Below are 24968 nucleotides of genomic sequence, written 5' to 3'. Positions count from 1 at the left end.
AAAACAGACAGAGGTGAAGGTTAGCGATTACGCAAACGTTTAATGACCTTTCTATTAACATAATTACTATTTATGTTGGAGGTTGAATTGATAGTTATTCTTATATAGGTAAGGAAGCCTCGAATGATAAAACGATCCATTTGTGCAACAAAAAGCATAAAAAAAGCAGCACTATTGGCTTTGATGGCTATTGGGCTGACCGCATGCTCTACGCAAGAAATACCACCCACACACAATTATGGTGTGGTCACTAGCGGTGACTTTGGTTTCATGAAACACGGCGTGATGACGTACTCCTGGCACCCTGAGTCAGAAAAGGTTTACCTTTCTCAAAAATACGATGAAACCGTGGTAACCGATTTAGTGCGTGATTCGATTCAAGAACAGCTCTCAAGTAAAGGTTATCAGTTAAAGCAGGATGGTGTCGGTGATGTTGTTGTAGGCTTTGGATTAGCGGAAGAATCGGAACTGAACGATGAGTCTATCTTCGATGCGATTAAGCTATTTACTGGTGTGCCATTTTACGATGGTGAAGGTAAAGTCGCGGAGAAAGGGTCGTTGTACATTGCGTTTTTCGTACCTAACTCAGAGGTCGTACAATGGCAAGCATTAGCACAGTCTGGCATCCAACCTGATTTAGAGCCAAGCGAGAGCAAACAGCGTATTACTGGCTTTGTTGAAATGTTATTTAGACGCATGCCTGAGCGATAGCATTAGGCGTTGAATGCATTCGTGGAGTAAATATTAGTTGTGGAAAATATGGTCAGATCGCAGATTATACTTTTTTATTTGTAACGAATGGTACAAATACGTAAAGCAACGTAAAGTTCGCGCTTCTTTTGCTAGCATTTGTCTATACTGCTCAAAACGTTAACTTAGGTTTGATTCAATGAAACTGTTTTCCAAATACTCTCTCCCTCTATTAAGTATATTCATTGTAAGTAACGCCGCGATGGTAAGTAATGCAGCTATCGCAGCACCTTCTATAGTACCAAGCCCACCTAGCCTAGGCGCAAAAGGGTATGTGTTAATTGATTTTAATTCTGGTGATGTGCTGGTAGAAAAAAACGCACATACGAAGTTAAACCCAGCAAGCTTGACCAAACTGATGACCAGTTATGTGGCAGGTCAAGAGATGAAGCGAGGCAACATCTCTGCTGATGATCAGGTACGAATCAGTGAGAACGCGTGGGCGAAGAACTTCCCAGACTCTTCAAAAATGTTCATCGAAGTAAACACCGATGTAGCAATGATGGATCTTTATCGTGGCTTGATTATTCAATCCGGTAATGATGCTAGCGTTGCGATTGCAGAGCATGTTGCAGGCTCACAAGATGCATTCGTTGACCTGATGAACTCTTGGGCTACCTCTCTGAAGCTAGAAAACACCCATTTTGCCAATGCACATGGTTTGGATGCAGACGACCTCTATTCGACTCCTTACGATATCGCGTTACTCGGTCGTGCCATTATTCGTGATTTACCGGATGTGTATGGCTTATACAGCGAACGCTCTTTCAGTTACAACGGCATCACTCAACATAACCGTAATGGCTTGTTGCGTGATAGAAGCTTAACCGTTGATGGCATGAAAACGGGCTACACCTCTGGTGCTGGCTACAGTTTGGCGAGTTCAGCGACACAAGGTGAGATGAGACTTATCGCGGTTGTGATGGGCGCATCAAGCGTTAAGAGCCGTGAATCAGACAGCAAACAGCTGTTGAGCTACGGTTTCCGTTTCTTCGATACACTAAACCCGCATAAAGGCGGCGATCAAGTGGCTGAAGAGAAGGTATGGTTTGGTGAGCAAGACACATTGAAATTAGGTGTGGCAGAAGACACGTTCATTACGTTGCCTAAGTCAGACAGTAAAAAGCTGACTGCATCTATCGAGCTTAACTCTGAACTGAAAGCGCCAATTGCAGAAGGTCAAACTCTAGGTGTGGTTCATTACACCGTTGATGGCGAAGATGTTCAAACTCAGCCTTTGATCGCGCTTGAAGCGGTTGAACAGGGCGGTTTGTTCAAACGTTTAATAGACTACGTTAAGCTGTTCTTCGCGAGCCTGTTCTAAATAGAGCCTGTGGCGATAAGCCGCGCTGAAAAGTCGAAATATTATGGGTGTTGTGAGTGAATCACAGCGCCCTTTGTTATTTCTACATCAATGAAAACGCCGCGCCGCACTATCTTTATTAGCCGTAGCGGGCGGTTTCGATTACTATACGCAAAATTTAGCAGTGTAGTCACTTATGACGATAGATATAAAGAACGTAACCGAACCCGAAGTAACCTGTGCAAATTGTCAGGCATGCTGTTGTCGTTTAGAGGTTATGATCATCACAGATACGGGCGTACCTGAAGAGCACATCGCTTATGATGAATGGGGCGGTGAAACCATGAAGCGCTTAGACGACGGCTGGTGTTCTGCGGTAGATAGAGAAACACTGATGTGTACTATCTACGAAAACCGACCATGGATCTGTCGCGAGTTCGAAATGGGCTCTTTCGAATGTGTTGACCAGCGCAAAGATGTGATGGGCTAGGCGTCTGCAGTATTGAACTCAGTAACTAAAGTACGCTAATGAACTGTGATAATCACATTAAAATTAAATATCAGGGTTCTATACCTTAAGCAGTTGTAGAACCTTGATGCGTTTTATGAGATCAAATATTGAGTGAGATAAGAGTCTTAGCTCGATAAGTTAGAGTTTAGAACTCGGAAGGCACTTCAAACTCCATCCATTCACCGGTTGTCGGGTGAATCAACTTTAAGTAGCCAGCGTGCAGGTGTAAGCGCTCGCGTTTGTATCCGTATAAGTCGTCACCACGAATAGGTACAGCAAGCCCTAATGGATGAGCACAGTGCACTCGCAGCTGGTGGGTTCGCCCTGTTTTAGGGTACAAGTGAACCTTGGTTTTGCCATTGTGAGTGCTAACCACTTGCCAATGGGTCTCTGCATTTCGGCCGTGTTGGTGACAAACCAGTTGTCTTGGTCTGTCCGTGATGTCGCCGCGCAAAGGAAGGCTGATATTGCCAGATTCGCCCGTTATCTCGCCATCTAACAAAGCGGTGTAGCGTTTCTCTACGGTTCTATTAATGAACTGCTTCTGAATATGCTTGTTTGATTCCGCCGTGAGCGCCAAGATCAACAAACCTGACGTCGACATATCCAACCTATGGATAATCAAAGGACCAGTCGCATCCGGGTAACGCGCTTTTATGCGGGTATAAACTGAATCTTCGATGAACTTACCGGGAACCGACAAGAACTCTTCAGGCTTATTGACGACTACGATTTCATCGTCTTCATAAACAATATTAAAAGACTTACCAACCGCAGGGTTCACGATAAGCGGGTTATCTTCTAGCTCTATGCCACTTAACTGGTGTTCGAGGATCTCAAAGCTTTTACTCTGACAAACAGGGTAGAGGTTTGCGTGTTGTCGAATGATGTCTGTAGGCGGTAATCCCCACCAAAACTCAGACAAAGCTAACGGCTTGAACCCGTGTTCAAAGGCGAAGTTAAGCAGCTTTGGTAGGCAGCAGTCACCAGAGCCTTCAAGCGCGTCTTTACCATCGAGCAACTCGAGTAAATTCTTAGATTGCTTGGCTTGATTGATAAAGCGATAGTGAGAGAGGCGTTGAGTTTCCAACTGTTGTGAAACTGCTTGGTGATCTTGCTTACGGTTTTTCAGTTCGCTTTCAATCAAATCAATTTGTGATTGGCGCTCTGCGATCTTCTGTTTCCACTCAATACGAAGTGCTTTTAGGTCACGTTTCTCTTGGCTACTTTGATTGCCCAGTTGTTTGAGCAAATTCGCCGCTGACTCTAGATTCCCTAATGCTTTTTCTTGATTGGCTTGTTCTCTGAGTTCGTTACGCTGAGCTTTGTTTGCGGCCATTGCTAACTGAAAGGCTTCGATAGCTTTTGCTGATTCGATTTTTAACCCTTCAAGCTCGGCCAATAATGTGTCTAGATTGTGCGACTGTTGCAGCTTTTCAATGTCGTCCGAGAGCTGCAATTGTCGAGCAAGGTTCGCACTGTTTTGAGATTGAAACTGTTTTGAATCGAAGGCTGGTGGAACAAAGTGAATGTTGTTTAACTGAGAGACCAAAGCCGGATCTAACTGCAAGCCTGAAAACGCAGAAAGGTAACCTAACCCTTGTGTGGTTGGATTCTGAACAAGAAGCACAGCGTAGAGATTACCTTGCGAGGTTTCATTCACACCACAGTCGACAAGTGATTGCTGAAGCTGCAGCATAGCGAATTCACACACAGGGTGCGGGGTATAGTAATACGGAAACGTAAAACGAGTCGGTAGCGCTAAATCGACATTCGTGTTTGCTAGGTGCAGAGGTGTGTATTGAGCGAGGTTTGTTGGCATTAAGATCAAACTCTATGGCTGTTCAGTTAGAGTTCGGTATTGTTGTCGAAATGAAGACAAATGAGAAGCCAAAGCAGAAGATAAATCGGCTTTGGCTTCATTTAGTTTCTTGTGTTTACTCTAGCAAGCACGTGTTTGAGTGAAACTCGATCAGTTCGAGTGTTCTAGCTCTACTTGCTCAGCTTTTTGGTAAGCAGGGTGGCTCTTTAAAAGTTCACCGTATTTAGCGATGTTAGGGTAAAGCGCAGTTGCACCAAAGTTACCCACGATTTCTACGATGAACGACATCATAAAATCTGCACCTGTTAGTGTGTCTGCAACCAAGTAGGTTTTACCTTCAAGTGCATTATTCACGTAAGTGAGGATCTTTTGGTTTTCATCGTCTGCATAACCGCCTAGGAAGTTAGTTTCACAGCCGTCCTTCATTACAAAGATCTTAAGCAGCATTGGCAAAATACCTGAACTCTCAGCGAAGTGAAGCCATTGCGAATACTCAACGTAGTTTGCGGTGCCGCGTGTAGGTGCGAACTTACCCTGACCGTATTTGTCGATTAGGTATTCCGTGATAGCACCAGATTCAGTGATCACGACGCCATCGTCTTCAATGACAGGAGATTTACCCAATGGGTGAATGGATTTGAGTTCTGGTGGTGCAAGAAAAGTGACACTGTCTCGTTGGTAGGGTTTGATTTGGTAATCTACCCCAAGCTCTTCCAATAGCCAGATGATGCGCTTTGAGCGCGACTTATTCAGGTGATGCAAAGTAATCATGATTCTACCTAGTTAACGGGTTCAGTTTATTGAATTTATTTAGCTTCGTTCGTTTTGATAACAAGCTTACCGAAGTTCTGACCTTCCAATAGGCCCATGAATGCTTGTGGCGCATTTTCTAGACCTTCAACCAGGTGCTCACGATAGTGCATCTTGCCTTGAGACAACCATTCTGTCATTTGAACAGCAAATTCGTTGTAACGGTGTGCGTAGTCATCAAAGATGATGAAACCTTGCATCTTAATTCTTTTAACAAGCAGCATACCCATCAGGCTAGACATACGATCTGGTCCTTCAGGCAGTGAAGTCGCATTGTATTGAGAGATAAGGCCACACACAGGAATACGAGCACCTGTGTTAAGCAGAGGCATTACTGCATCGAATACCTTGCCGCCAACGTTTTCAAAGTAAACGTCGATGCCGTTGTCACACGCTTTAGCCAATTGCTCCGCGAAGTCGTCAGCTTTGTGGTCGATGCATTCATCAAAGCCAAGAATCTCTTTCGCGTACTGACACTTCTCTTGACCGCCTGCAACGCCGATAACACGACAGCCTTTTAGTTTGCCGATTTGTCCAACGGTTGCGCCTACAGCACCTGTTGCTGCTGCAACGACTAGCGTGTCGCCTTCTTTAGGTTGGCCGATATCAAGCAAGCCCATGTAAGCAGTAAAACCAGGCATACCCATGATGCCAAGCGCGTAAGAAGGGTGCGTTGGTTCTTTACCTAGTTTGATAAGGCCTTCACCGTTAGACACACCAAGATCTTGCCAACCTGTGTAAGCCAGTACCCACTCGCCAATTTCGTAATCAGCGTGGTTTGATTCTTCAACCTGACATACGGTTGCGCCTACCATCACTTCATCAATCGCAACGGGATCTGCGTAGGATTTAGCATCGCTCATACGACCACGCATGTATGGGTCTAGAGAAAGGTAAACTGAGCGAAGTAACATCTCGCCGTCTTTGATGCTTGGCGCAGCTATTGTCTCTAAACGGAAGTTGTCTTGAGTCGGTGCGCCAACTGGGCGAGAAGCCAATACGATTCGGCGATTGTCTTGTTGAGTCATTGGATGTCCTTAATTGTGTATTTTATACATTTAGAATTAGACCAGTCGTCTAGTCTTGTTGTCTAAAAATCCCGCCGTCATCAAATTGATAAGAGGGCGGGTGATTTTTTTAAGTTAAAGCCAATAAAGCGCGCTGCGCGTTATTAGCTTTCACCTTTTAAAATTCGTTCGGTAAGGCTCAAAGCTGACTGTAAGCTATGTGAGCTTTGGCTCAGCTTGCTCAATAAGCTGGCGCCTAACCACATTGAGTATAGGTTCTGAGCTGCTTCTTGGCTCTCTTCAACCTTTATGGAGCCATCTTCAATACCGCCGACAATGCACTGTTCGATGGTATTCGTCACTTTTTCTGCACCCTTTAATAGCGCTTGGCGCATAGGATCAGAAAGATCAGAAACTTCCGCGCTGAGTTTAACGACCAAGCATTTATGAGCATTGCAGGTGCCGTTTTCAATCTGTGACCATCGAGTGAAATAACTGACAATTCTCTGGTAATGGTTGCCTTCACCATGAACCAAAATAGTTTCAACTCTGCTGATGTAGGTCTCAAAATAGTGCTGGATCAGAGCTTCGCCAAATTGCTCTTTCGATTTAAAGTAGTGGTAAAACGACCCTTTCGGCACGTCCGCTTCTTTAAGCAATTGCGATAAGCCAACGCCGTTAAAGCCGTTGTTCACTATTAATTGGTAGCCAACATCTAAAACATGCAGGCGTGTGTCATTCGTTTTTTCGTTCATGGGCGGTACTATAAGTTAAATTAGACCAGTCGTCTAGTGGTCGGTTTTCGAGGGTATATTTGGTCGTTGTTACAGTAGCTAAATAGCTAAATAGCTAAATAGCTCAATATCTAAAGAGGCTTCAAATGTTCAGATATAAAAAAGCCCCGACATAGCGCGTATGTTGGGGCTTAAATCAATCACTTCGATTATTTGATAGAGATGAGTTCTACATCAAAAATCAGAGTCGATGATGGTGGGATAGGGCCTGAACCGCCTTTACCGTAAGCTAGAGTGCTTGGAATAAATAGACGAACTTTTTGGCCTTCAACCATGTAAGTCAAACCTTCTTGCCAGCCTTTAATTACTTGCTTAAGAGCAAATGAGATTGGCTCGCCGCGCTCAACAGAGCTGTCGAAAACAGTGCCGTCGATTAGCGTACCGTGGTAGTGAACCGTTACTTTGCTGTTCTTAGTTGGGTGCTCTGTGCCTGTACCTTCTTCAAGAACAAGGTATTGAAGACCGCTTTCAGTCGTAATCACGCCTTCTTTAGTGCCGTTTTCAATTAGAAATTGTTGGCCTTGTTCGAAGTTTTCTCCGCCAGACTTATGATTCGTCCAAGTACGGTAAATCATGAAACCCGCCAAAAGAAAGACAATGACCGGGATGACAAATTTAGACATAGTAAAACCTATTTATATTGAGTGCTGAATTTCGTAGTTAATACAAAATGTGTTAATCAGTTGACTAAAGCCGTGATTATGGTTGAGTCAAAAGGTAGTTGATCGTTTTTGCAATGCCAGCAACGTCTTGGTGACCTGCTGTTAGTACTTGGTATTTACCGTTGATGATAAAGGTTGGTACTGAGTTGATCTGACCTTTTACTGAGATCTCTTCTGCTTGCTTAACGTAGTCGAAAAGAGCGACTTGCTGTTCTTTATTCAGCTGGTATGGGCTAACCAAACCACGAGAAGTAAACGCTGTCTCTAGTGCTTGTTGACGCTGCTCAGGTGTTGCATCTGCACCCATTTGAACGGCACCAAATAGGTCGTCCATGAATGCGTGGTCAGGCGTCGCATCAAGCTGCATCACTGCTGTGTAGTAGATCATTGCGCTGATTTGAGCGCTTTCGTTGAACGTCACGTGCATCTTGCCAATAGTTTGGTCTGTTAGAGATTCAATCTCTGGAATGGCACTTTCCATTTGACGGCAGTGACCACAGTTAAGAGAGAAGATTTCAGTGATCGGAGACAAGTTAAATTCTGTTAGAGCAGTAGGAAGCGCTTCGTATTGAACGCCTTTTTGTGGCTCGTCTGTTTCACTACAACCCGCGATAATGAGTACGGCAGCGAGTGCTGTGATGAATTTAGTAAATGGTTTAAACATAATGTTTGCTCTAGCGTTGAGAAGTCGTGAGATTCTAACTATTTAGTACGAATTGGAAAACAATTATAAGGTAAATAAATGCAAACAGTTCGAACTAGCGGCTGAAGACAAGCTAGTAGACGGTTAACTGTGATCAACAGCACTTTTTTGGGTTCTGCTTTCTTTTCGTCTAAAGTTTTTCCCTCGGTGCCGATATAGACATTAGTGAATGGTTTATCTGCATGAGTGGTTGGTGAAGTAATGAGATATTTAGCGATAATGTTAAGCATAGCTTTGGCTGGGTGTGAAGCCACGTCACCAACTGACTTACTTGGCGGTGACATGCTAGAGACTGCACCACAAACCGATTACGACTTGATGCATCCTGAATGGGGTGTGGTTCAAACGACTCATGTAGCAAGCAATCGTGGGTACTCTATCCAGAGTAGCACTCATCAACACAGAACCATCACGACCAACTACGGACGTGGCGTTTCGACTAACGACCCACTGGAAGTCTTTTTAAGACAAAACCGCATCGATTTTGAAGTGTTGCCGGGTAACCATGTGATGGTAAAGCTTGAGCAGCACGTGAACTTTAAAACAGGTTCAGCATTCCCTGAGCCAGCGTATAATCAATGGCTAGATACGCTAGGCAGCTACCTTGCTCAACGCCAAGATATTGATGTGGTGATTGAAGGGCACACCGATAACACGGGCACAGATCGAATCAATGATCCGCTTTCAGAGCAGCGAGCAAAAGAAGTGAAGGCTCGATTAGAGAGTAACTACGTATCAAGTCGTTCCATCTATACTCGTGGCTTCGGTGAGTATGTTCCAGCTTGTACGAACGCTTCTGCGCAAGGCAAGGCGTGTAACCGCCGTGTTGAATTGATGCTGATTGTCACGAAGTAGTCGTTTGAACTTTCGCGCCCAATTTGAAGCGATTAACGCCAAATAACAGACATAAAAAATCCCTCACATTCGAGGGATTTTTTGTATCTGACTTTTGTTGCTTTATTGCTTATGCAAACTGCTTTTCTAAGTAAGTCACGATATCTGAAGATTCGTACATCCACTCAGTTTTGCCGTCTTTTTCGATACGTAGACAAGGCACTTTCACACGACCGCCGCCAGCTTCAAGCTCAGCACGGTGTTGCTCGTTGTTTTTTGCATCACGAAGTTCAAATTGAACCGACTGACGTTTCATCGCGCGGCGCACTTTCACACAAAATGGGCACGCTTCGAATTGGTATAACGTGTGCGTTTTTGCTTGCTCATTTACTTTGCTTTGTTCTTCTTGAGAACGCTTCACACCACGTGGGCTGAAAACAAAATTCAATAACAAGATGACACGACCTAAGAACCAACGGATAAACTTCATAACTCTCTCTACATATTTAAAATTAGCGTTACAATTTGCAGCATTATATACACAAGTTTTGTCAGATGCTCGCAACAAACCGCTAATATCTATTTTGTCCGTTCGATCGTATGAGACTTAGCCACATTTAGCCCTAAACGCTTAGACAGTCGAGTCAGATTTGCTCGGTCTGTTTTCAGAACTCGCCCTGCTTGTGCCCAGTTAAAGTTGGCATCTTCCAACACCTCAGTAATGATACTGCGTTGAAAATCGTCCGTTGCACCACGTAGCCCTGCAGAAAGGTCGATCGTTGGTGTCGATAATGGTGTGTTTTTCACCTGAGTCGTCGCAATTGGCTGATCTTGGTCTAGAGGACCACAATCTTCCTTGGTGATTGTCACCAGGTTTTTATTGGTGCTGCGCGCTAACGCTTTCAATGCGGAACGACTGATCACATGCTCAAGTTCACGCACGTTACCCGGCCAACCATAACGGTTTAGGAAAGAAAGAACGTCGGAGCGGAACTTAACTTGGTTGATACCAAGCTTACGACGCGCTTGTTCTAAGAAGAAACCCGCTAATAGGCTGATGTCGTCACCACGATCTTTCAGTGCTGGCACCGCGATAGGATACACACTCAATCGGTGGTACAAATCGGCTCTGAATCGACCGTCTTCAACTTCTTGTTTTAGATCTCGGTTTGTCGCTGCCAATACTCGCACATCAATGGTTTGAATGTTGTCTTGGCCAACCGGTTGGATTTCGTTGTTTTGCAGCGCACGTAGGAGCTTACTTTGAGCGGCCAAAGGCAATTCACCAATCTCATCAAGGAACAGTGTGCCACCATCGGCTAAAGCAAATTTACCTAAGCGGTTTTTGTCTGCGCCAGTGAACGCGCCACGAACGTGACCAAACAGTTCACTCTCTACTAAGTTTTCAGAAATTGCAGCACAGTTTACGTAGACGAGTGGGTTACGTTTACGTTGAGATTGGTGGTGCAGGGTGCGAGCCACAAGCTCTTTACCAACCCCGGTGTCACCATGAATCAAGATATTAAACTCAGATGGAGCTACAACAGCGATGTCGTTCTTAAGCGCGACCATGGTGTCACTGTTACCAATCAACTCACCGCCGTCACGTTCCCACGCTTCTACGTTCAATTCTTCGAGTAATTGCTTTGACTGTTTTGCTTGATGCTCAAGTTGCGAGAAGGTCAGTGCCATCTGCATGGTTGAGGCTGCAATAGCTGCCAGTACTTCAAGGTTCCGCGCCGGAATATTCGCGAAGACATCAGGTTTCAAGCTATCTAGAGTCAGAATGCCCAATAACTTGTCGCCAAATAGCAAAGGCAAGCCCATACAAGCATGCATTGGTAAATCGCCATCATGGTCAATAAGCAAACCATCGAAAGGATCAGGTAGGGAGCTGTCAGCATCGAAACGAACAGGAGAGCGAGACGCGCAGATCTCTTCAAATCGTGGGTGTTCTGAAATGATAAAGCGACGACCGAATGTATCTCGGCTGAGCCCTTGCATTGCGATAGGTACTAGCGTGTCGCCTTGAAGGCTTAAAAGCGCGACACAATCACACGTTATGGTTTTGCGAATGGCATCGATCAGGCGATTGAAACGATCTTGATCGTTGACACCACTTGCGAGGCCAATGGTCATTTCCATGAGGGTAGATGCGGAGATATCTTGCATAAAAAACTCTAACTGTGTGTGTTTATCTACATAATAGAGTCTTATTGACTTAAAAAAAAGGTCTTTTTGACATTTTTATAAGATGAGTTTTGAGAAGAAAACCAGTAATGACGGGGATTGATAAAGTTGGCACTGATTGTGCAGAAGATACAGAGAAGCCCAATTATAGCGCTGATTAAACAGACTATTCTTGATCTCAATCAATCAGGTTGCATTAATCAGGTTTCGCGATTTTTTGAAATGAAAACGAGTCAAAATAACTCAGTTTCTAAAAATAACTAAGGTTTCAGAAAATCGATAAGTCATTCTTAATTTTTAGTAGTCAAAATGACATATAGGTCATAAGGCTCAGTGTTCGGAGTAAATTCATGCTTAACAATGCACATATCGAAATCATCAAATCTACTATTCCTCTACTTGAGAGCGCAGGCCCAGCTTTAACTCAGCATTTTTATCAACGTATGTTCACGCATAACCCTGAGTTGAAAGATATCTTCAATATGACTCACCAAAGAACAGGTCGCCAAGGCGTAGCACTGTTTGAAGCTATCGCGGCATATGCAAAGAACATTGAAAATCTAGCAGCGTTAACAACTGCCGTTGAACGTATTGCTCAGAAACACACAAGCTTTAACATTCAACCAGAGCACTACCAAATTGTTGGTTTGCACCTGATTGAGACATTACGTGAACTAGCTGCTGACACCTTTACTCCAGAAGTGGAAGAAGCATGGACAGCCGCTTACCTATTCTTGGCGCAAGTATTCATCGATCGTGAAGCTGAACTTTACCTACAGCGTAAGCAAGCTGTTGGTGGTTGGGAAGCAGCGCGTGCGTTTGTGATTGCAGACAAAATCGAAGAGTCAGCGCTAGTAACAAGCTTTATCCTTCAGCCAAAAGACGGCGGTGAAGTTCTGGATTACACACCAGGTCAATACATCGGTATCGAAGTGAAACCAGAAGGCTCTCAATACAGCGAGATTCGTCAATACTCACTGTCTGATAAGCCAAACGGCAAGCAATACCGTATTTCTGTTAAACGTGAAGGACAAGGCCAAGAGACACAAGGCGTTGTATCTAACCACCTACACGATACGGTTGCTGTTGGTGATGAGGTTAGCCTATACGCACCAGCGGGTGACTTCATGTATCAAGAGCGCAGCAAGCCAGTAACACTTATCTCTGCAGGTGTTGGTGTAACGCCAATGCAGTCTATGCTTGAGTTCCTAAACACGGAAGATAAAAACGAGCCAGTACTTTACCTTCACGCTTGTGAGAACGTAGGCCAACACTCTTTCACGACTCGTGTTAAAGATATTGTTGCCGACAAAGGTTGGGAAGCGAAAACGTGGTACATGAACAAAGATGAATCTGCATGTGAAAACACGCATCAAGGTCAAATGGATCTAGCGTCTATCTCTGATACTAAAGGCTTTGAAGAGAGCGATTTCTACATCTGTGGTCCTGTTGGTTTCATGAAGAACATCGTAGAGCAGCTAGATGCAATGAAAGTTGACCGTTCACGCGTTCACTACGAAGTATTCGGCCCTCACGCTAACTTCTAATAGGTCTCGGCATTTCTAGTAACACTCGCCTGAACTATTAATACCTTGCCTATTCAAAGGCCTCACAGTGTGAGGCCTTTTTGGGTTTGGTTGGTTTTGTCTGACATCATCGACTACTGCAGAACACGATGGTTCAGCTAAGATCTTTTCGCTTCTATCTAAGAACGTTTCATCTTCTTGGACATGTAGTCGGAATCGAAAAACTCAGGCCAGTACATTTTTACGTAACCACCGGCAACCCAAATCACTAGAATGGTGGCGATGGTTAGCTCAAAGAAACCAAACTTGTGTAGCCAATACCATTGTGGGTATTCCGCGCCGAAAAATGTAGTTAGACGATGCATGGCAATAGCGCTGATCACAGATGGGAAGGTGACGGCAGCAATCGAAGGTTGGAACTTCAAACGCATTAGGCGGATGTAACACAAGTAAATCAACAAAGTCATGGTGATGGCAATGCCCGCCAATGCACCTGTTAGAATCGGGTCTGGGTTGTCGAAGTTAACCAAGTAAGCGGCTAAAGACAAGTTAACCGGAGCTGCCATGATAGCGAGTGTTGGTCTTGCTCGGCGAGGAAGATTGCCTTCGAACACCAAGCGGTATAACACCACTGGCAACATAAGGAAATAGATACCAATACAAGTGACCGCAAGTGTTTCTGAAAATACGGTGTGCCCGAACTGTGTGCCAGCTAAGGAACTGCTGATCAAACCGACCGGATACAGAAACCAACTCGGTACAATGTTCGACATTTTGAAGTTGATGATCTGAAAACTGAAGAACAACACCATCATGGTAAAGTGAAGCAATAGCGCGCAGAACCAAACTGGGTAGGCGATAGCTGGCGATATCTCGGCTAAATAGTCGCACAGAATCAGTAAAGCCATGCTCATTGGTGCCATCAAGCTTCCGCTTAACGGGTGGCGAATGTCATTAAGGAAGGTATTAAAGCTCGTTAAATAGCGCAGTAAAACAGGCAGCAATAATAGCGCGCCGAATGCAGCGAGGTAGGGACGAATTATCTCACCAATGCCCGGGATATATAACGCCCAAGCTTGTCCTAACCCAATAACGCCAAGTGCTAAAGACGCCTGAGATGGCGGCACATTTTTTACTTGGGTTAATCTTCTCCAGTTCAACGACTTGCTCCGACTTAGTTAATTACAGAATATTGGATTATTTGCCTTAGTTAGAGTGTGTAGGTCTTCCATCAATAGATTTTGAGGGCACTCAACTAATTTTGAGTGGATGATACCAAGTTTAACGTTTGCTTTTTTGATTTTGATACGGAATCGGGAGATTAAGCACGTTGAATTTGTGCTTTTGTTTCATGAGTCATTTGTAATTAACGTACTTCCTCTTGTTGAGGGAGATCTTGTTGTCTTAGTTTTTCGTTTTTCAGCGTACGGTTAAGCAGTTGACTGTAAATTGGCTGCCCACCTAACATTTGAGCAATGATTACCGCACCTAAGCAGGTGATGATCAACGGCAGGATCAGGTAGTAGTTATTGGTCATTTCGATAACCAACAGTATGCCAGTGATAGGCGCTCGCACGGTGGCGGCAAATAATGCTCCCATGCCAGCAATTGCAAACATACCCGGTTCAATATTCAGTTCGGGAAAGAATGCCGCTGCGATAAGCCCGAACGCATAACCAAAGAGTGTTCCTAGCGCAAGCATTGGTGCAAAGATACCGCCTGGCGCACCAGAGCCGAAACAAAGCAGGGTAGTGAGGACTCGGCCTAAGAAAATCAACAACAACACATTGGCGCTGTAGCTGCCATTCGTGATGTTCGGGATGATACCAATACCACCACCAGTTAATTCAGGTATATAAAGGAGCAACAAGCCAAAGCAACCGCCAAGTAGGGTGCCTGTCATCAAGTAGCGTTTACGGTCATTCTTGTGGATCGCCACAAACAGGTCTTGGGAAAGCGTAATCAGTTTATTGAAAATCACACCAAACAGGCCGAACAACACACCTAATAATAAGAATAACCAAAGTGCGTCGAGTTCAGGCGGCTGGTACTGAGGCATTGTGATAACGGCAGATTGGCCATTGATAGAACGAAATACAATGTTGGCTGAAACTGCTGAGATGATGACAGCTTTGATTGATATGAGTGAGTAGCGAAACTGTGGTCTCATCTCCTCAACCACAAACATGATTCCTGCCAGTGGTGCGTTAAATGCGGCGGCTAAGCCACCAGCGGCACCTGAAGCCAACAGTGAGTGGCGAGTGTCATCGTCTTTGACTCGAAAGATATCAGTGACCATACGACCGATACTGCCGCCCATTTGAACGGTTGGCCCTTCACGGCCTAAAACCATACCAGAGCCTAACGCGCCCATGCCGCCAAAGAATTTTACTGGCAATACTCTCCACCATCGAACAGGGCGCATACCGTCCATCGCACCTTCAATTTCGGGGATGCCTGAGCCTGCAGCCTCTGGAGCAAAGCGGTGAACGAGGAAGTAACCAATAAAGGCAAATGCAGCACTAATAAGGAAAGCGGCCAACCAAAGGGGTAAATAGCTACCGATTTCATCTTTAAGCCAATCGGTACGAGTTTCTGTGATGAAATGAACCGCGACTTCGAAATAGGTACCCACTACGCCAGCAAGTACACCTACAATACAAGAAAGAAAGAGAACGGAAGCGGGTGTCTTATCTCTTGAGAGAAATTGATTAATAGCATCCCTTGGCATTTTGGCTAATAAGGATTGCTTAATTTTCTCTCTTCTGGTCATTGAGATAAGGCTCCTGAATGGGTTAAGGCGGGGTTGTCATAAATTATACGCGTCCTCTGCATATCCTATAGCAGCAAAGATGAAAAGTTGAATTTCATTTATGGAATGTACGTGTTACATAAATGGAATCTATGGGCAATTGTGGAATCGCCGTCACAATTTTGATCGATTCTCTGGTGGTGGCTTGAATATCCCCAAAAATGAACCATAGTTAAATTGTAAAGCAACATAACGAACCGCAAGGAGAAGTGAGGTTTTACACACAATTTGGATGGATTCAGAAACAAAGTTTTAGTTCCTCGTTAAATGTTCAGGTCGATATTTAAGGCTTCCTGATTCGCGAACTCACGATTGAGTAACGAGGGTGAGGCGTACTGAGTAAGTACGCCTTTAGTTCGTCTGGAGCATCCCATTTCCTCATTCCGCTTCTACTGCTTTATCTCTTCTGATTATTTTCGCGCCAACCTCTATTAACGAATCTCAGTGTAAACAATCGATTGGGGTCAACTTTTTGGTGATTGAGTATATACTCCCTTAAAAAGGAGAACTGATATGACTAAAAAAGTTCCTACAAACATCATTACGGGTTTCTTGGGTGTTGGTAAAACGACAGCCATCTTGAACCTGCTAAAAAATAAACCTGAGAATGAAAACTGGGCTGTTCTGGTTAATGAATTCGGGGAAATCGGCATTGACGGTGCATTGATGACAGATCAAGGCGCTTTGATTAAAGAAGTGCCGGGTGGATGCATGTGCTGTACTGCGGGCGTGCCTATGTCAGTGGGTATTAATGCCTTACTTCGCCAAAAGCCAGACCGTTTATTGATTGAGCCGACAGGGCTTGGTCACCCTAAACAGGTTATAGCGACACTGACTTCCGATCAGTACACACCATATGTCGATTTAAAAGCGACGCTTGGTTTGGTTGACCCACGAAATCTGTCTAATGAAAAGTACACCTCGAATCAGAATTTTAATGATCAACTAAATAGTGCAGATGTGATTCTTGGTACTAAGGTTGACCTTGTTCATTCTGAAGACATCGATGTGTTCAATGATTGGGTGACGGATCAAACGCCAGCAAAAGTCTTCCATAAGCTAATTCACGATGGTGAAGTGACACTGGAAGTGTTGGACATTGAAAGAGTATACGGCAGTGCTTCCTCTCATCTTGAAGCGCATCATCATGACCACGCTGAACAAGAGCCTCAATTCCAACTGCCTCCCGGTGAAGCGTTTATCCGTAAAGAGAATAAAGGGCAGGGTTATTTTAGTTGTGGTTGGTTGTTTGGCGCAGAGCATAAGTTCGACTTCGATGCGCTATTCTCAATGTTGTCGGAGCTAACGGCTGAGCGTGTAAAAGCCGTGGTGAATACTGACCAAGGTTGCTATGCGTTTAACGTGGCGAATCAAGTGGTGTCAGTGAATGAAATTTCCCTTGATGGCTTTGAGTCTCGTCTTGAAGTGATCGACTCGCAGCTCATGCCATGGGGCGATCTCGAGCAGATTCTACTCAAGCTGTGTGGCATCAAATAGCCCTGTTTTTGCTGTTTGAACCAAGGATCTTGGTGTTTACCTCGTTGAAGGCGGGATAAACACCAGATTAAATGAGAAAGTTTGCGTTATATCACGATAAATGTGAGATAAATCACTCTAATTACTTTATAGTGCTCGGCTGAAATAAGAATGTAGGCTGTCTGCTTAAGGAACCCGTAACAATGTCATTTTCCTCTCAAGGTTTTGCTCCTGAATTAGTCAAAGCGTTGACTGAGTGTGGTTATGAAAAACTCACTCCAATTCAACAAAAAGCGATTCCAATGGCTCGTAAAGGCCATGATATTTTTGCTACTGCTCAAACCGGTACGGGTAAAACAGCGGCATTTTCATTGCCTGTTATTCAGCACCTTTTGAACAGCGGTAAAAAGGCGTCTAGAGGAACGGCTCGCGGCCTTATTCTTGCTCCAACTCGTGAGCTTGCTGCGCAGATCGCTCAAAACATTAAAGACTACGTTAAATACACAGATCTAAGTGTTTCTGCGGTTTACGGTGGTAACAAGATGTCTTCACAAGTTCGTCAACTAGAACTGGGTGTGGATATTTTGGTTGCAACACCTGGCCGTTTAGAAGAGCACTTAGAAGCGGGTAACGTGTCTATTGCTAACCTAGAATTTCTAGTATTTGATGAAGCTGACCGTATCCTTGATATGGGCTTTATCAATGCCGTTCGTAAGATCATGTTGGATGTAGAAACATCACCGCAAATCATGATGTTCTCTGCAACGACTTCTACTCAGTTAAACCAACTGTCTGTTGATATTCTGCGTAAACCAAAACGTATTAGTGTTGAGCGCGAAAACTCAACGGCTGCTACTGTCGGCCACGTGGTTTACCCAGTGGATCAAGAGCGTAAAACAGAACTGCTTTCTGAGCTGATTGGTCGTAAAAACTGGCGCCAAGTGCTTGTTTTTGTTAACTACAAAGAAACAGCGAACGATGTAGTTAAAGAGCTTAAGCTAGACGGCATTAAAGCAGTACTGTGTCACGGTGATAAAGCGCAAAGTGCTCGTCGTCGTGCTCTAGACGATTTTAAAGAAGGTAAAGCGCGTGTAATGGTAGCAACCGACGTTGCGGCTCGTGGTCTTGATATCGAAGGCTTACCACACGTAATTAACTACGACATGCCTTTCCTAGCAGAAGACTATGTTCACCGTATTGGCCGTACAGGTCGTGCAGGTAAGCAAGGTCACGCTGTCTCTTTCGTTAACCGCGAAGAAGAGCTGACTGTCGTTCAAGTTGAAAAACTGATTCAACAGCGCATTCGTCGTGTTGAACAACCGGGTTATGAACCGAAGAAACGTGATGCTTACATCGAGAAGCTGAACACTAAATCGGCTTACAAAAACCGTCAGGGTCGTAAGAACAACGCGAACGAAGAGCCACAAGATCAAGCAAGCGCTGAACGTCGTTTGACTATGATGAAGCGAATTAAAAACCGTCGTAAGTAATTACGGTTGGTGATTGAAAAGAGCCACTGTTATGTGGCTCTTTTTGTTTGTATTGATCGCAATATTGTTTATTGTCATTACTGCTTCGTTTCAACCTCGCTTCATTTCAAGCCCGATCAAGAAACAAGAACTAATAAATAAAAACAAGTCGATAAGGTAATAATATGGATAGCGCACTACTTTGGGCTTTTATTCCCACGTTTTTCTTCGTGTCAATCACGCCCGGTATGTGTATGACTTTGGCGTTGACACTTGGAATGAGTGTTGGATACAAGCGTACATTATGGATGATGATCGGTGAACTGGCTGGTGTCGCTGTGGTTTCTATTGCCGCGGTATTGGGTATCGCTTCGATCATGTTGAATTACCCATGGCTATTTACGGGCTTTAAATTTGTTGGTGCGGGTTACCTGTTTTATTTAGGCGTTCAGATGTGGCGTTCGAGAGGCAAACTGGCGATCAGTACTGACAACCAAACAACAAAAGTCAGCAATGATTGGGACTTGGTGGTTCAAGGTTTTGTCACTGCAATTGCGAACCCAAAAGGCTGGGCGTTTATGATTTCTTTGCTGCCTCCTTTTATTAACAGCAATAAAGACTTAGCACCGCAGTTACTCATTCTCGTGTCGATCATTCTGGTTTCTGAGTTTGTTTGCATGACTTTATACGCGACCGGCGGTAAGAGCTTAAAACATATGCTCGGCAAGGCGGATAACGTTAAGTTGATGAACCGTATTGCTGGTACGTTGATGATGGGTGTTGGTGTGTGGCTGTTCGTGAGTTAATTCTGAAAAGCGATAACGGTTAGAGATCTCCGACTCAGTCGTCCCTCCTTCTCGAGGATGACTAGAGCTTGGTATGACGAGCTCTTTGGATGATGATAAGTTTTTAAGGCTTGGTTCCTTACTTAAACCGAAGAATGCATAGAATATAAAAAGAGCAATAGGGCATTTGGCCTTATCGCTCTTTTTGATTTTACTGAGCTAGCGAACAGAAACTAGATAACAGAAATGTTTCTGATCTTAGCTAGATTTGCGTATTAAACCGCGATTTCACCGCCGTCTTCACGACGAATCACAACCGTAGATGCTCTTGGACGAACATTGCCTTGAGTTTGTGCTGTTGCATCTTCAGACGATGGCCAGTTTGCAGGGTGTTGAATGTTCACAAACAGTGATTTGAAATCTGGGCTGATGGTAAAGCCAGTCACTTCACAACCGTTTGGACCCACAAAGAAGCGTTTAAGCTGTGCTTGGTTGTTTGCATCAATCACCGCACTGTTGCCGTTGTCATCCGTTAACTGAGATGGAACCACTGCCAGCATTTGGTCATTGGTGTAGCCAGTTACTTCGTCTGCGCCGTTATCTGTCTGAATCCACAAGATGCCACGAGCATCAAACGCTAAGCCGTCAGGGCTCGCGAATTGGTTCATGTCTGTTAGACCAGAGCGGTTAATAGACTTGTCTTCCACTGCTGGTGAACCAAATACGAAGATATCCCAATCGAACTCGCCTGCCGTTTTGCCTTCATCCCAACGGATAACATGACCGAACTTGTTGTCTACGCGAGGGTTCGCAGAGTTCGCTTCTTTACGCTTGTTGTTATTAGTCAGCGTTAGGTAAGCCGTACCCGTCATTGGGTCAACAGAGCACCATTCAGGGCGATCCATTGGCGTTGCACCAACAAGGTCGGCAGCGCCTGCTGTATTGATGATAAGCGCTGCTTGAGAGTCAAATGAATCACCTAGCTTACCGCCGTTTGTAGTCTTGCTGCCCAACGTTAGTGGTAGCCAAGTACCTGAACCATCATCGTTGAACTTAGCCACATACAGCGTGCCTTTATCCATGTACTTGTCACCCGCACTTAGGCGATTACTCGGTTCTGCGTCACGCGGGTCCCATTTCTCTTCAGAAACAAATTTGTATAGGTATTCAAAGCGAGAATCGTGACCAGAGTAGAATACGATTGGCTCGCCTTCGGTCAACTTACCAAACGTACAGCCTTCGTGACGGAAACAACCCAGTGCAGAACGTTTCTTAGCGCGAGAGTTTGCTGTGTATGGGTCTATTTCAACAATGTAGCCGTGACCGTGTGCTTCGTTACGGTAATCGTCCATTGCTGACTCACCTGTTGGTGTTACGTCAAAGCGAGCAAATTCGTCTAGGCGTTCTTGTTTGTTACCTGAAAGCGTGTCCCAACCGTAACGTGTTTTGTCAGTAGCGATACCAATACGTTCTTGCGCTGGTGTTGTCTCGCCTTTGTTAACGAAATAACCCGGCCAGTTTTCTTCACACGTTAGGTAAGTGCCCCATGGTGTGTAGCCATTACCACAGTTGTTCAACGTGCCACGAGCTTGGCTGCCGTCTTGTGAGAACTTGGTTTTGGTAAATTCACTGTGAGCAACAGGACCAGACAGATCCATTACGGTCGCGCCTGTGTAGCGGCGGTTAAGTGGATCGTTATCGACCATCACCCATTGGTTGCCTTCAAGTTTTACACGAACCACACTCACGCCGTGTGCGTTGATCTCTTTACGTACTTCATCAAGGCTAGGGCGGTTGCCTTCATCGTATGTAGGACCATTAGCGTGCAGTGCTTTTTGGTCGATGTATTCGTGATTAATCACCAACAAACCGTCGTTGCTGTTGCCATTAAGCGGGAAGAAGTGCATGCCGTCGTGGTGCATGCCCAGTGAGTTTGCTTGATCTTGTGCGTTGTTGGTTCCATCTTTTAACCAAGCATTGCCTTGCTTGTTAAGTGGAGTACCCCAAGGAACCAATACTTGTGCTGTATAGCCTTTTGGCACAACGACACTGTCTGTCAGTGAGCCTTTAACCGATTCGAATGCAAGTGTAGCAGTGCTTTTTTGCGGTGCGCTAGATGATGCTGTCGCCGCGTGCGCTGTGCTGTGGCCTGCTAAACCAAAAGCACCAAACGCCGTCATTGCACTGATGCCTAAACCGCCTTTGAGAACATTTCTTCTTGAAAGGTTCGCATCTAAAACTTCTTCGAAGGGTTTGTTTTTGCTCTTATTAAAACGAGTGCTATCAAATGTTTCCTTGCTCATCTTTACTGCTTCCTATTGGCTGATTTTATTATTCGTTATTCATGACTTACCCACCTACTAACTAATTGGTTAATAAGTTGGGTCAATGTGTGACTAATCGTGAAGCAGTTAAGTGACAGATTTTTATAGATTTGATTAAGGTTTTGTTTCTGTAGCACGATTTTTGCCATTAACACCCTTGTGTAATACAAAACTCTTGGGGATTGATGTGGAACTGTGTATAAATTCTTTATCAAACGAAAAGAGAGGCAGTTATGAAATTAGATAAAATCGAAAACAAAAATCGTCGCCTACGCAAAAAGCTATACCTAGGTGAATTCGCTATTCTAGGTTTTGAAGTAAGCTGCACGACTTCGATTGCTGATTTTGACCAATACGATGTGTTCATCGATGAATTTATCGATTTCATCGACAGCATCGGTCTGTGCTTTGGTGGCGGCGGCCTTGAGCTGTTTGAAGGTTTCTTATGCTCAATTGAGCGCTACCGTTCAGTAACAGAAGCAGAACAACTGCAAGTTGCTCAATGGCTTGAAGCTCGTGCTGAAGTAAGCAAAGTGGAAGTTAGCGAACTGATTGACGCAAACTACGCGTTCTAATTTGATGTTGTGTTGTTAGCTCGATTGAAAGGCCAAATACGGCTTAGGAAAGAGTAACAACAGTACGCTAGAATAAAGGCCGAATCGTTAAATCGATTCGGCCTTTTTGCGTTTTATTCGTTCCATTTCTATTCTTTATCTTCTTTTCTATCCCTTCTGACGTAAATGATAAATTGATATTTTTCGATTAAATATTAGTACTTTATCGCTATTTTTATTTGCAGTAATAAGTTTGGATAAACTTGTGAGAGTTTTATGAGAATTCAATGAAGTTGCTGATAGATTTGATCGTTATTCTTAGAGTCAACAACACCACAGTTCGTTCTGGCAAAGGTAACGGTATATCGCTGTTATTCGTTTTGTTGGCAACGATAGGACTCGATAAAGGATGGAATCAAAATGAATAAACGTACTCAAATCAGCTTAGTGATCAGCTCGGCTATGTTGGCCTTCGGAGCGGCTCAAGTTCAGGCTGCTGAGCTTGAAGTCACTGTCACTAATGCAACGAAAGGGATCTACTTTACGCCTATCTTAGCGGCGGCTCATGACTCAAGCTTGTTCATGTTTAGAACGGGTGAAACGGCTTCTTCGGAACTAGAGTCCATGGCCGAAGGTGGCGATATTTCAGGTTTATCTGGTGTCATTGCCAACGCGGGAGGCGTGGTGGTTGAGAACCCAGCGGCCGGCATCCTCAATCCAGGCGTCGCAACTACGTTTGATATCAGTACTGGTGATTTAGAGTACCTATCATTGGGTGCAATGTTGCTGCCGACAAACGACGGCTTTGTTGGTCTAGATAGCTGGAAGATCCCAACTCAAGCGGGCACCTACAAAGCGACTCTAAATGGTTATGACGCAGGCACAGAAGCCAATGATGAGCTGGCGGGCAGTATGCCGAACCCTCCATTCATTACCTTTGGCGCTGGTGGCACAGGTGTAGAAACGGCAGTATCAAACGCTAAGGTTCATATTCATCCAGGTAACATTGGTGATGGTGATGCGGCGGGCGGCATCAGTGACCTCGATAGCAGTAGCCATCGATGGTTAAACCCTGTTGCAACTATCACCATTGTTGTGAAGTAAGGGGGATGTATGAAAGCTAGAATTCTATTTATCGCTGCATCAGTAGCTGTGTTAGCGGGTTGTCCGGACGATGACGACGATTACTATCGCTATGATGTGAGTGTTACTAACCTCACCCCCAATCAACCAATGTCACCACTCGCGGTGTTGACTCACAATACGAATTTTGATCTGTTTGAAGTTGGGCAAAGTGCCTCTGTCGATCTGGAATACTTGGCGGAAGGGGGTAGTAATGCACAATTGCTTGCGCTCAGTGACAGTGACGCCAATGTTTATCAAGGCACCTCAGGCAATGGACTGATTCTTTCAGGTGAGCAAGACACGGTGTCGATTCGTGTCGACCCAAATCAAGAAGGATATATCTCAGTTGCTTCCATGTTGGTGAACACCAATGATGCGTTTGTCGGCGAATCCGGATTATCGCTCAAGTCATTAGCGGTGGGTGATACCTTTACCATGAACATGAATGTTTGGGATTCGGGAACTGAGCTGAACGATGAGCTTGCTGCAACCATTCCGGGACCAGCAGGCGGTGGTGAAGGTTTTAATACCACACGAGACGACACCGATATAGTGAGTTTTCACTCTGGCGTAATCAGCCAAGATGATGGCCTTACGACCTCTACTTTAAGTGCAAATCATCGTTTCCTTAACCCCGGTGCAAGAATCACCATTACTCGAACTCAGTAACAGGTTGAAAGCACGATGAAAGAATTCCTGCTCTGTTCCGGTCAATTGAAAGGTGGGCGGACTCAGAATAGAGCAGGGATCATGAATAGTGCTGCGGTAAATTTGATGGCAAACATATTGTTGGTTGAAGACGATGATGACTTGGCTGAACTGGTGCAGATGCATCTTAAGTTCCAAGGGCATAACGTAATCAGAGCTAATGTGATTGAAAAGGCTCAGGCGCTCTATAAAGAGGGTCATTTCGATTTGATCGTACTGGATCGTGGCTTACCAGACGGTGACGGACTCGATTTCTGTCGAATGTTGCGTCAGCAAGAGGATTGGACGCCAGTACTCATGCTAACCGCAAGAGACGCTGAGTTAGATAAGGTGTCAGGCTTAGAAGCCGGTGTTGATGACTACATAACGAAACCTTTCAGCGTTCTCGAGTTTCAAGCAAGAGTGAGGAACGTGCTTCGCCGTTTAAGCCATGTCGAATCAGCGACTCAAGAGGTTGTGACAGCAGAATCGATTATGAATTTTGGTGTGCTCACTATTCAACCTGAACGCCATCAGGTGTCACTCAATAACCAAGACGTACCGCTGACAGCTACCGAGTTTACCTTACTTCATTTCTTAGCAACCCGCCCGGGGCGTGTGTATAGCAAAGACGAGCTGCTCGATCATGTTTGGAATACTCATCACTCTGGCTATCACCATACCGTGTGTAGCACAGTCAACCGTCTAAGAACCAAGCTTGCGATGCCGAATAGTGATGATGATTTCATTAAAACCGTTTGGGGTGTTGGTTATAAGTTTGAGTCGAAAGCTTAGGCCTATGTGTCGCGTCCGAAGTTTACTAA

At 44.7% G+C, this 24968-nt stretch carries 24 protein-coding genes; 13 read left to right on the top strand and 11 right to left on the bottom strand.

Going from position 1 to position 24968, the window contains the following annotated elements:
* Window positions 1–123: 123 nt before the first annotated feature.
* From AB4623_RS11555 to AB4623_RS11545, 3 genes are all read left to right on the top strand, one after another.
* Entirely contained in the window at window positions 124–711 is a 588-nt protein-coding gene (locus tag AB4623_RS11555; protein WP_102333490.1) for a DUF4136 domain-containing protein, read from the top strand.
* A 178-nt stretch (window positions 712–889) separates the two neighbouring features.
* Complete coding sequence (locus AB4623_RS11550) at window positions 890–2074, top strand: D-alanyl-D-alanine carboxypeptidase family protein (RefSeq protein WP_017064476.1); 1185 nt, start codon at window positions 890–892, stop codon at window positions 2072–2074.
* A gap of 175 nt (window positions 2075–2249) precedes the next feature.
* Window positions 2250–2543, top strand: a complete 294-nt coding sequence (locus AB4623_RS11545) for a YkgJ family cysteine cluster protein (RefSeq protein ID WP_080582263.1) — start codon at window positions 2250–2252, stop codon at window positions 2541–2543.
* Between the two features lie 166 nt (window positions 2544–2709).
* Here the strand turns inward: AB4623_RS11545 and AB4623_RS11540 are convergent, their stop codons facing one another.
* The 6 genes from AB4623_RS11540 to AB4623_RS11515 all read right to left on the bottom strand — a co-directional run bounded on the left by AB4623_RS11540 (window position 2710) and on the right by AB4623_RS11515 (window position 8323).
* Window positions 2710–4386, bottom strand: a complete 1677-nt coding sequence (locus AB4623_RS11540) for a pseudouridine synthase (protein ID WP_372058977.1) — start codon at window positions 4384–4386, stop codon at window positions 2710–2712.
* Window positions 4387–4536: 150 nt separating this feature from the next.
* The gene (locus AB4623_RS11535) at window positions 4537–5157 is read right to left on the bottom strand and encodes a glutathione S-transferase family protein (RefSeq protein ID WP_017064479.1); all 621 of its coding nucleotides are present in this window, start codon (window positions 5155–5157) and stop codon (window positions 4537–4539) included.
* A gap of 35 nt (window positions 5158–5192) precedes the next feature.
* Window positions 5193–6224: an NADP-dependent oxidoreductase gene (locus AB4623_RS11530; RefSeq protein ID WP_017062644.1), complete on the bottom strand. Its 1032-nt coding sequence runs from the start codon at window positions 6222–6224 to the stop codon at window positions 5193–5195.
* 143 nt (window positions 6225–6367) lie between these two features.
* Window positions 6368–6958 carry a TetR/AcrR family transcriptional regulator gene (locus AB4623_RS11525; RefSeq protein WP_017062643.1) on the bottom strand — a complete coding sequence of 197 codons (591 nt, stop codon included), beginning with the start codon at window positions 6956–6958 and terminating at the stop codon, window positions 6368–6370.
* A gap of 188 nt (window positions 6959–7146) precedes the next feature.
* Window positions 7147–7620: an FKBP-type peptidyl-prolyl cis-trans isomerase gene (locus tag AB4623_RS11520; protein ID WP_017062642.1), complete on the bottom strand. Its 474-nt coding sequence runs from the start codon at window positions 7618–7620 to the stop codon at window positions 7147–7149.
* Window positions 7621–7696: 76 nt separating this feature from the next.
* A complete protein-coding gene (locus AB4623_RS11515; protein WP_017062641.1) occupies window positions 7697–8323 on the bottom strand; it encodes a thioredoxin domain-containing protein in 627 nt (208 codons plus the stop codon).
* 258 nt (window positions 8324–8581) lie between these two features.
* On the opposite strand from AB4623_RS11515, the gene AB4623_RS11510 reads away from it, so the two are divergent.
* Complete coding sequence (locus tag AB4623_RS11510; RefSeq protein WP_029235219.1) at window positions 8582–9217, top strand: OmpA family protein; 636 nt, start codon at window positions 8582–8584, stop codon at window positions 9215–9217.
* A 109-nt stretch (window positions 9218–9326) separates the two neighbouring features.
* Here AB4623_RS11510 and AB4623_RS11505 read toward each other — a convergent pair whose 3' ends face one another.
* Window positions 9327–9686: a glutaredoxin gene (locus AB4623_RS11505; protein WP_017062638.1), complete on the bottom strand. Its 360-nt coding sequence runs from the start codon at window positions 9684–9686 to the stop codon at window positions 9327–9329.
* A gap of 89 nt (window positions 9687–9775) precedes the next feature.
* Window positions 9776–11368: a nitric oxide reductase transcriptional regulator NorR gene (gene norR, locus AB4623_RS11500; protein ID WP_017062637.1), complete on the bottom strand. Its 1593-nt coding sequence runs from the start codon at window positions 11366–11368 to the stop codon at window positions 9776–9778.
* A gap of 368 nt (window positions 11369–11736) precedes the next feature.
* Between norR and hmpA the strand changes: the two genes are divergently transcribed.
* Entirely contained in the window at window positions 11737–12933 is a 1197-nt protein-coding gene (hmpA, locus tag AB4623_RS11495; RefSeq protein ID WP_372146422.1) for an NO-inducible flavohemoprotein, read from the top strand.
* 158 nt (window positions 12934–13091) lie between these two features.
* Here the strand turns inward: hmpA and AB4623_RS11490 are convergent, their stop codons facing one another.
* Both AB4623_RS11490 and clcA read right to left on the bottom strand, forming a co-directional pair.
* Window positions 13092–14072, bottom strand: a complete 981-nt coding sequence (locus AB4623_RS11490; protein WP_104216296.1) for a TDT family transporter — start codon at window positions 14070–14072, stop codon at window positions 13092–13094.
* 206 nt (window positions 14073–14278) lie between these two features.
* The gene (gene clcA / locus AB4623_RS11485) at window positions 14279–15685 is read right to left on the bottom strand and encodes a H(+)/Cl(-) exchange transporter ClcA (RefSeq protein ID WP_102397989.1); all 1407 of its coding nucleotides are present in this window, start codon (window positions 15683–15685) and stop codon (window positions 14279–14281) included.
* A 552-nt stretch (window positions 15686–16237) separates the two neighbouring features.
* On the opposite strand from clcA, the gene AB4623_RS11480 reads away from it, so the two are divergent.
* The 3 genes from AB4623_RS11480 to AB4623_RS11470 all read left to right on the top strand — a co-directional run bounded on the left by AB4623_RS11480 (window position 16238) and on the right by AB4623_RS11470 (window position 19475).
* Window positions 16238–17221, top strand: a complete 984-nt coding sequence (locus AB4623_RS11480; protein WP_372146421.1) for a GTP-binding protein — start codon at window positions 16238–16240, stop codon at window positions 17219–17221.
* Between the two features lie 182 nt (window positions 17222–17403).
* The gene (locus AB4623_RS11475) at window positions 17404–18690 is read left to right on the top strand and encodes a DEAD/DEAH box helicase (protein ID WP_372135341.1); all 1287 of its coding nucleotides are present in this window, start codon (window positions 17404–17406) and stop codon (window positions 18688–18690) included.
* A 164-nt stretch (window positions 18691–18854) separates the two neighbouring features.
* Complete coding sequence (locus AB4623_RS11470; protein WP_017062631.1) at window positions 18855–19475, top strand: LysE family translocator; 621 nt, start codon at window positions 18855–18857, stop codon at window positions 19473–19475.
* Between the two features lie 254 nt (window positions 19476–19729).
* Here the strand turns inward: AB4623_RS11470 and AB4623_RS11465 are convergent, their stop codons facing one another.
* Window positions 19730–21757, bottom strand: a complete 2028-nt coding sequence (locus AB4623_RS11465) for a PhoX family phosphatase (protein WP_017067452.1) — start codon at window positions 21755–21757, stop codon at window positions 19730–19732.
* A 254-nt stretch (window positions 21758–22011) separates the two neighbouring features.
* Between AB4623_RS11465 and AB4623_RS11460 the strand changes: the two genes are divergently transcribed.
* The 5 genes from AB4623_RS11460 to AB4623_RS11440 all read left to right on the top strand — a co-directional run bounded on the left by AB4623_RS11460 (window position 22012) and on the right by AB4623_RS11440 (window position 24939).
* The gene (locus AB4623_RS11460) at window positions 22012–22353 is read left to right on the top strand and encodes a YggL family protein (RefSeq protein ID WP_102333496.1); all 342 of its coding nucleotides are present in this window, start codon (window positions 22012–22014) and stop codon (window positions 22351–22353) included.
* A 266-nt stretch (window positions 22354–22619) separates the two neighbouring features.
* A complete protein-coding gene (locus AB4623_RS11455; protein WP_017067451.1) occupies window positions 22620–22760 on the top strand; it encodes a hypothetical protein in 141 nt (46 codons plus the stop codon).
* Window positions 22753–23436 carry a spondin domain-containing protein gene (locus AB4623_RS11450; RefSeq protein ID WP_065583911.1) on the top strand — a complete coding sequence of 228 codons (684 nt, stop codon included), beginning with the start codon at window positions 22753–22755 and terminating at the stop codon, window positions 23434–23436. Before AB4623_RS11455 ends, AB4623_RS11450 begins: the two co-directional genes overlap by 8 nt.
* 9 nt (window positions 23437–23445) lie before the next feature.
* Window positions 23446–24126: a spondin domain-containing protein gene (locus tag AB4623_RS11445; protein WP_102333497.1), complete on the top strand. Its 681-nt coding sequence runs from the start codon at window positions 23446–23448 to the stop codon at window positions 24124–24126.
* 81 nt (window positions 24127–24207) lie between these two features.
* Window positions 24208–24939, top strand: coding sequence for a response regulator transcription factor (locus tag AB4623_RS11440; RefSeq protein WP_017067448.1), 732 nt, complete (start codon window positions 24208–24210; stop codon window positions 24937–24939).
* Window positions 24940–24968 lie beyond the last annotated feature (29 nt).

It is taken from the genome of Vibrio sp. 10N.222.52.C12 (assembly GCF_041474215.1).
Classification (GTDB): Bacteria; Pseudomonadota; Gammaproteobacteria; order Enterobacterales; family Vibrionaceae; genus Vibrio; species Vibrio crassostreae_C.
The sequence above is the reverse complement of the archived record's forward strand: the minus strand, read 5'-3'. Positions and strand labels throughout refer to the sequence as shown.

Excerpts from the sequence above, each read along its gene's own strand:
- AB4623_RS11480 (WP_372146421.1), top strand. The coding sequence starts at position 16,238 with ATGACTAAAAAAGTTCCTACAAACATCATTACGGGTTTCTTGGGTGTT.
- AB4623_RS11530 (WP_017062644.1), bottom strand. The coding sequence starts at position 6,224 with ATGACTCAACAAGACAATCGCCGAATCGTATTGGCTTCTCGCCCAGTT.
- AB4623_RS11460 (WP_102333496.1), top strand. The coding sequence starts at position 22,012 with ATGAAATTAGATAAAATCGAAAACAAAAATCGTCGCCTACGCAAAAAG.
- norR (WP_017062637.1), bottom strand. The coding sequence starts at position 11,368 with ATGCAAGATATCTCCGCATCTACCCTCATGGAAATGACCATTGGCCTC.
- AB4623_RS11470 (WP_017062631.1), top strand. The coding sequence starts at position 18,855 with ATGGATAGCGCACTACTTTGGGCTTTTATTCCCACGTTTTTCTTCGTG.
- AB4623_RS11545 (WP_080582263.1), top strand. The coding sequence starts at position 2,250 with ATGACGATAGATATAAAGAACGTAACCGAACCCGAAGTAACCTGTGCA.
- hmpA (WP_372146422.1), top strand. The coding sequence starts at position 11,737 with ATGCTTAACAATGCACATATCGAAATCATCAAATCTACTATTCCTCTA.
- AB4623_RS11475 (WP_372135341.1), top strand. The coding sequence starts at position 17,404 with ATGTCATTTTCCTCTCAAGGTTTTGCTCCTGAATTAGTCAAAGCGTTG.
- AB4623_RS11450 (WP_065583911.1), top strand. The coding sequence starts at position 22,753 with ATGAATAAACGTACTCAAATCAGCTTAGTGATCAGCTCGGCTATGTTG.
- clcA (WP_102397989.1), bottom strand. The coding sequence starts at position 15,685 with ATGACCAGAAGAGAGAAAATTAAGCAATCCTTATTAGCCAAAATGCCA.
- AB4623_RS11525 (WP_017062643.1), bottom strand. The coding sequence starts at position 6,958 with ATGAACGAAAAAACGAATGACACACGCCTGCATGTTTTAGATGTTGGC.
- AB4623_RS11445 (WP_102333497.1), top strand. The coding sequence starts at position 23,446 with ATGAAAGCTAGAATTCTATTTATCGCTGCATCAGTAGCTGTGTTAGCG.
- AB4623_RS11440 (WP_017067448.1), top strand. The coding sequence starts at position 24,208 with ATGAATAGTGCTGCGGTAAATTTGATGGCAAACATATTGTTGGTTGAA.
- AB4623_RS11455 (WP_017067451.1), top strand. The coding sequence starts at position 22,620 with ATGAAGTTGCTGATAGATTTGATCGTTATTCTTAGAGTCAACAACACC.
- AB4623_RS11520 (WP_017062642.1), bottom strand. The coding sequence starts at position 7,620 with ATGTCTAAATTTGTCATCCCGGTCATTGTCTTTCTTTTGGCGGGTTTC.
- AB4623_RS11555 (WP_102333490.1), top strand. The coding sequence starts at position 124 with ATGATAAAACGATCCATTTGTGCAACAAAAAGCATAAAAAAAGCAGCA.
- AB4623_RS11535 (WP_017064479.1), bottom strand. The coding sequence starts at position 5,157 with ATGATTACTTTGCATCACCTGAATAAGTCGCGCTCAAAGCGCATCATC.
- AB4623_RS11510 (WP_029235219.1), top strand. The coding sequence starts at position 8,582 with ATGTTAAGCATAGCTTTGGCTGGGTGTGAAGCCACGTCACCAACTGAC.
- AB4623_RS11550 (WP_017064476.1), top strand. The coding sequence starts at position 890 with ATGAAACTGTTTTCCAAATACTCTCTCCCTCTATTAAGTATATTCATT.
- AB4623_RS11540 (WP_372058977.1), bottom strand. The coding sequence starts at position 4,386 with ATGCCAACAAACCTCGCTCAATACACACCTCTGCACCTAGCAAACACG.
- AB4623_RS11515 (WP_017062641.1), bottom strand. The coding sequence starts at position 8,323 with ATGTTTAAACCATTTACTAAATTCATCACAGCACTCGCTGCCGTACTC.
- AB4623_RS11505 (WP_017062638.1), bottom strand. The coding sequence starts at position 9,686 with ATGAAGTTTATCCGTTGGTTCTTAGGTCGTGTCATCTTGTTATTGAAT.
- AB4623_RS11465 (WP_017067452.1), bottom strand. The coding sequence starts at position 21,757 with ATGAGCAAGGAAACATTTGATAGCACTCGTTTTAATAAGAGCAAAAAC.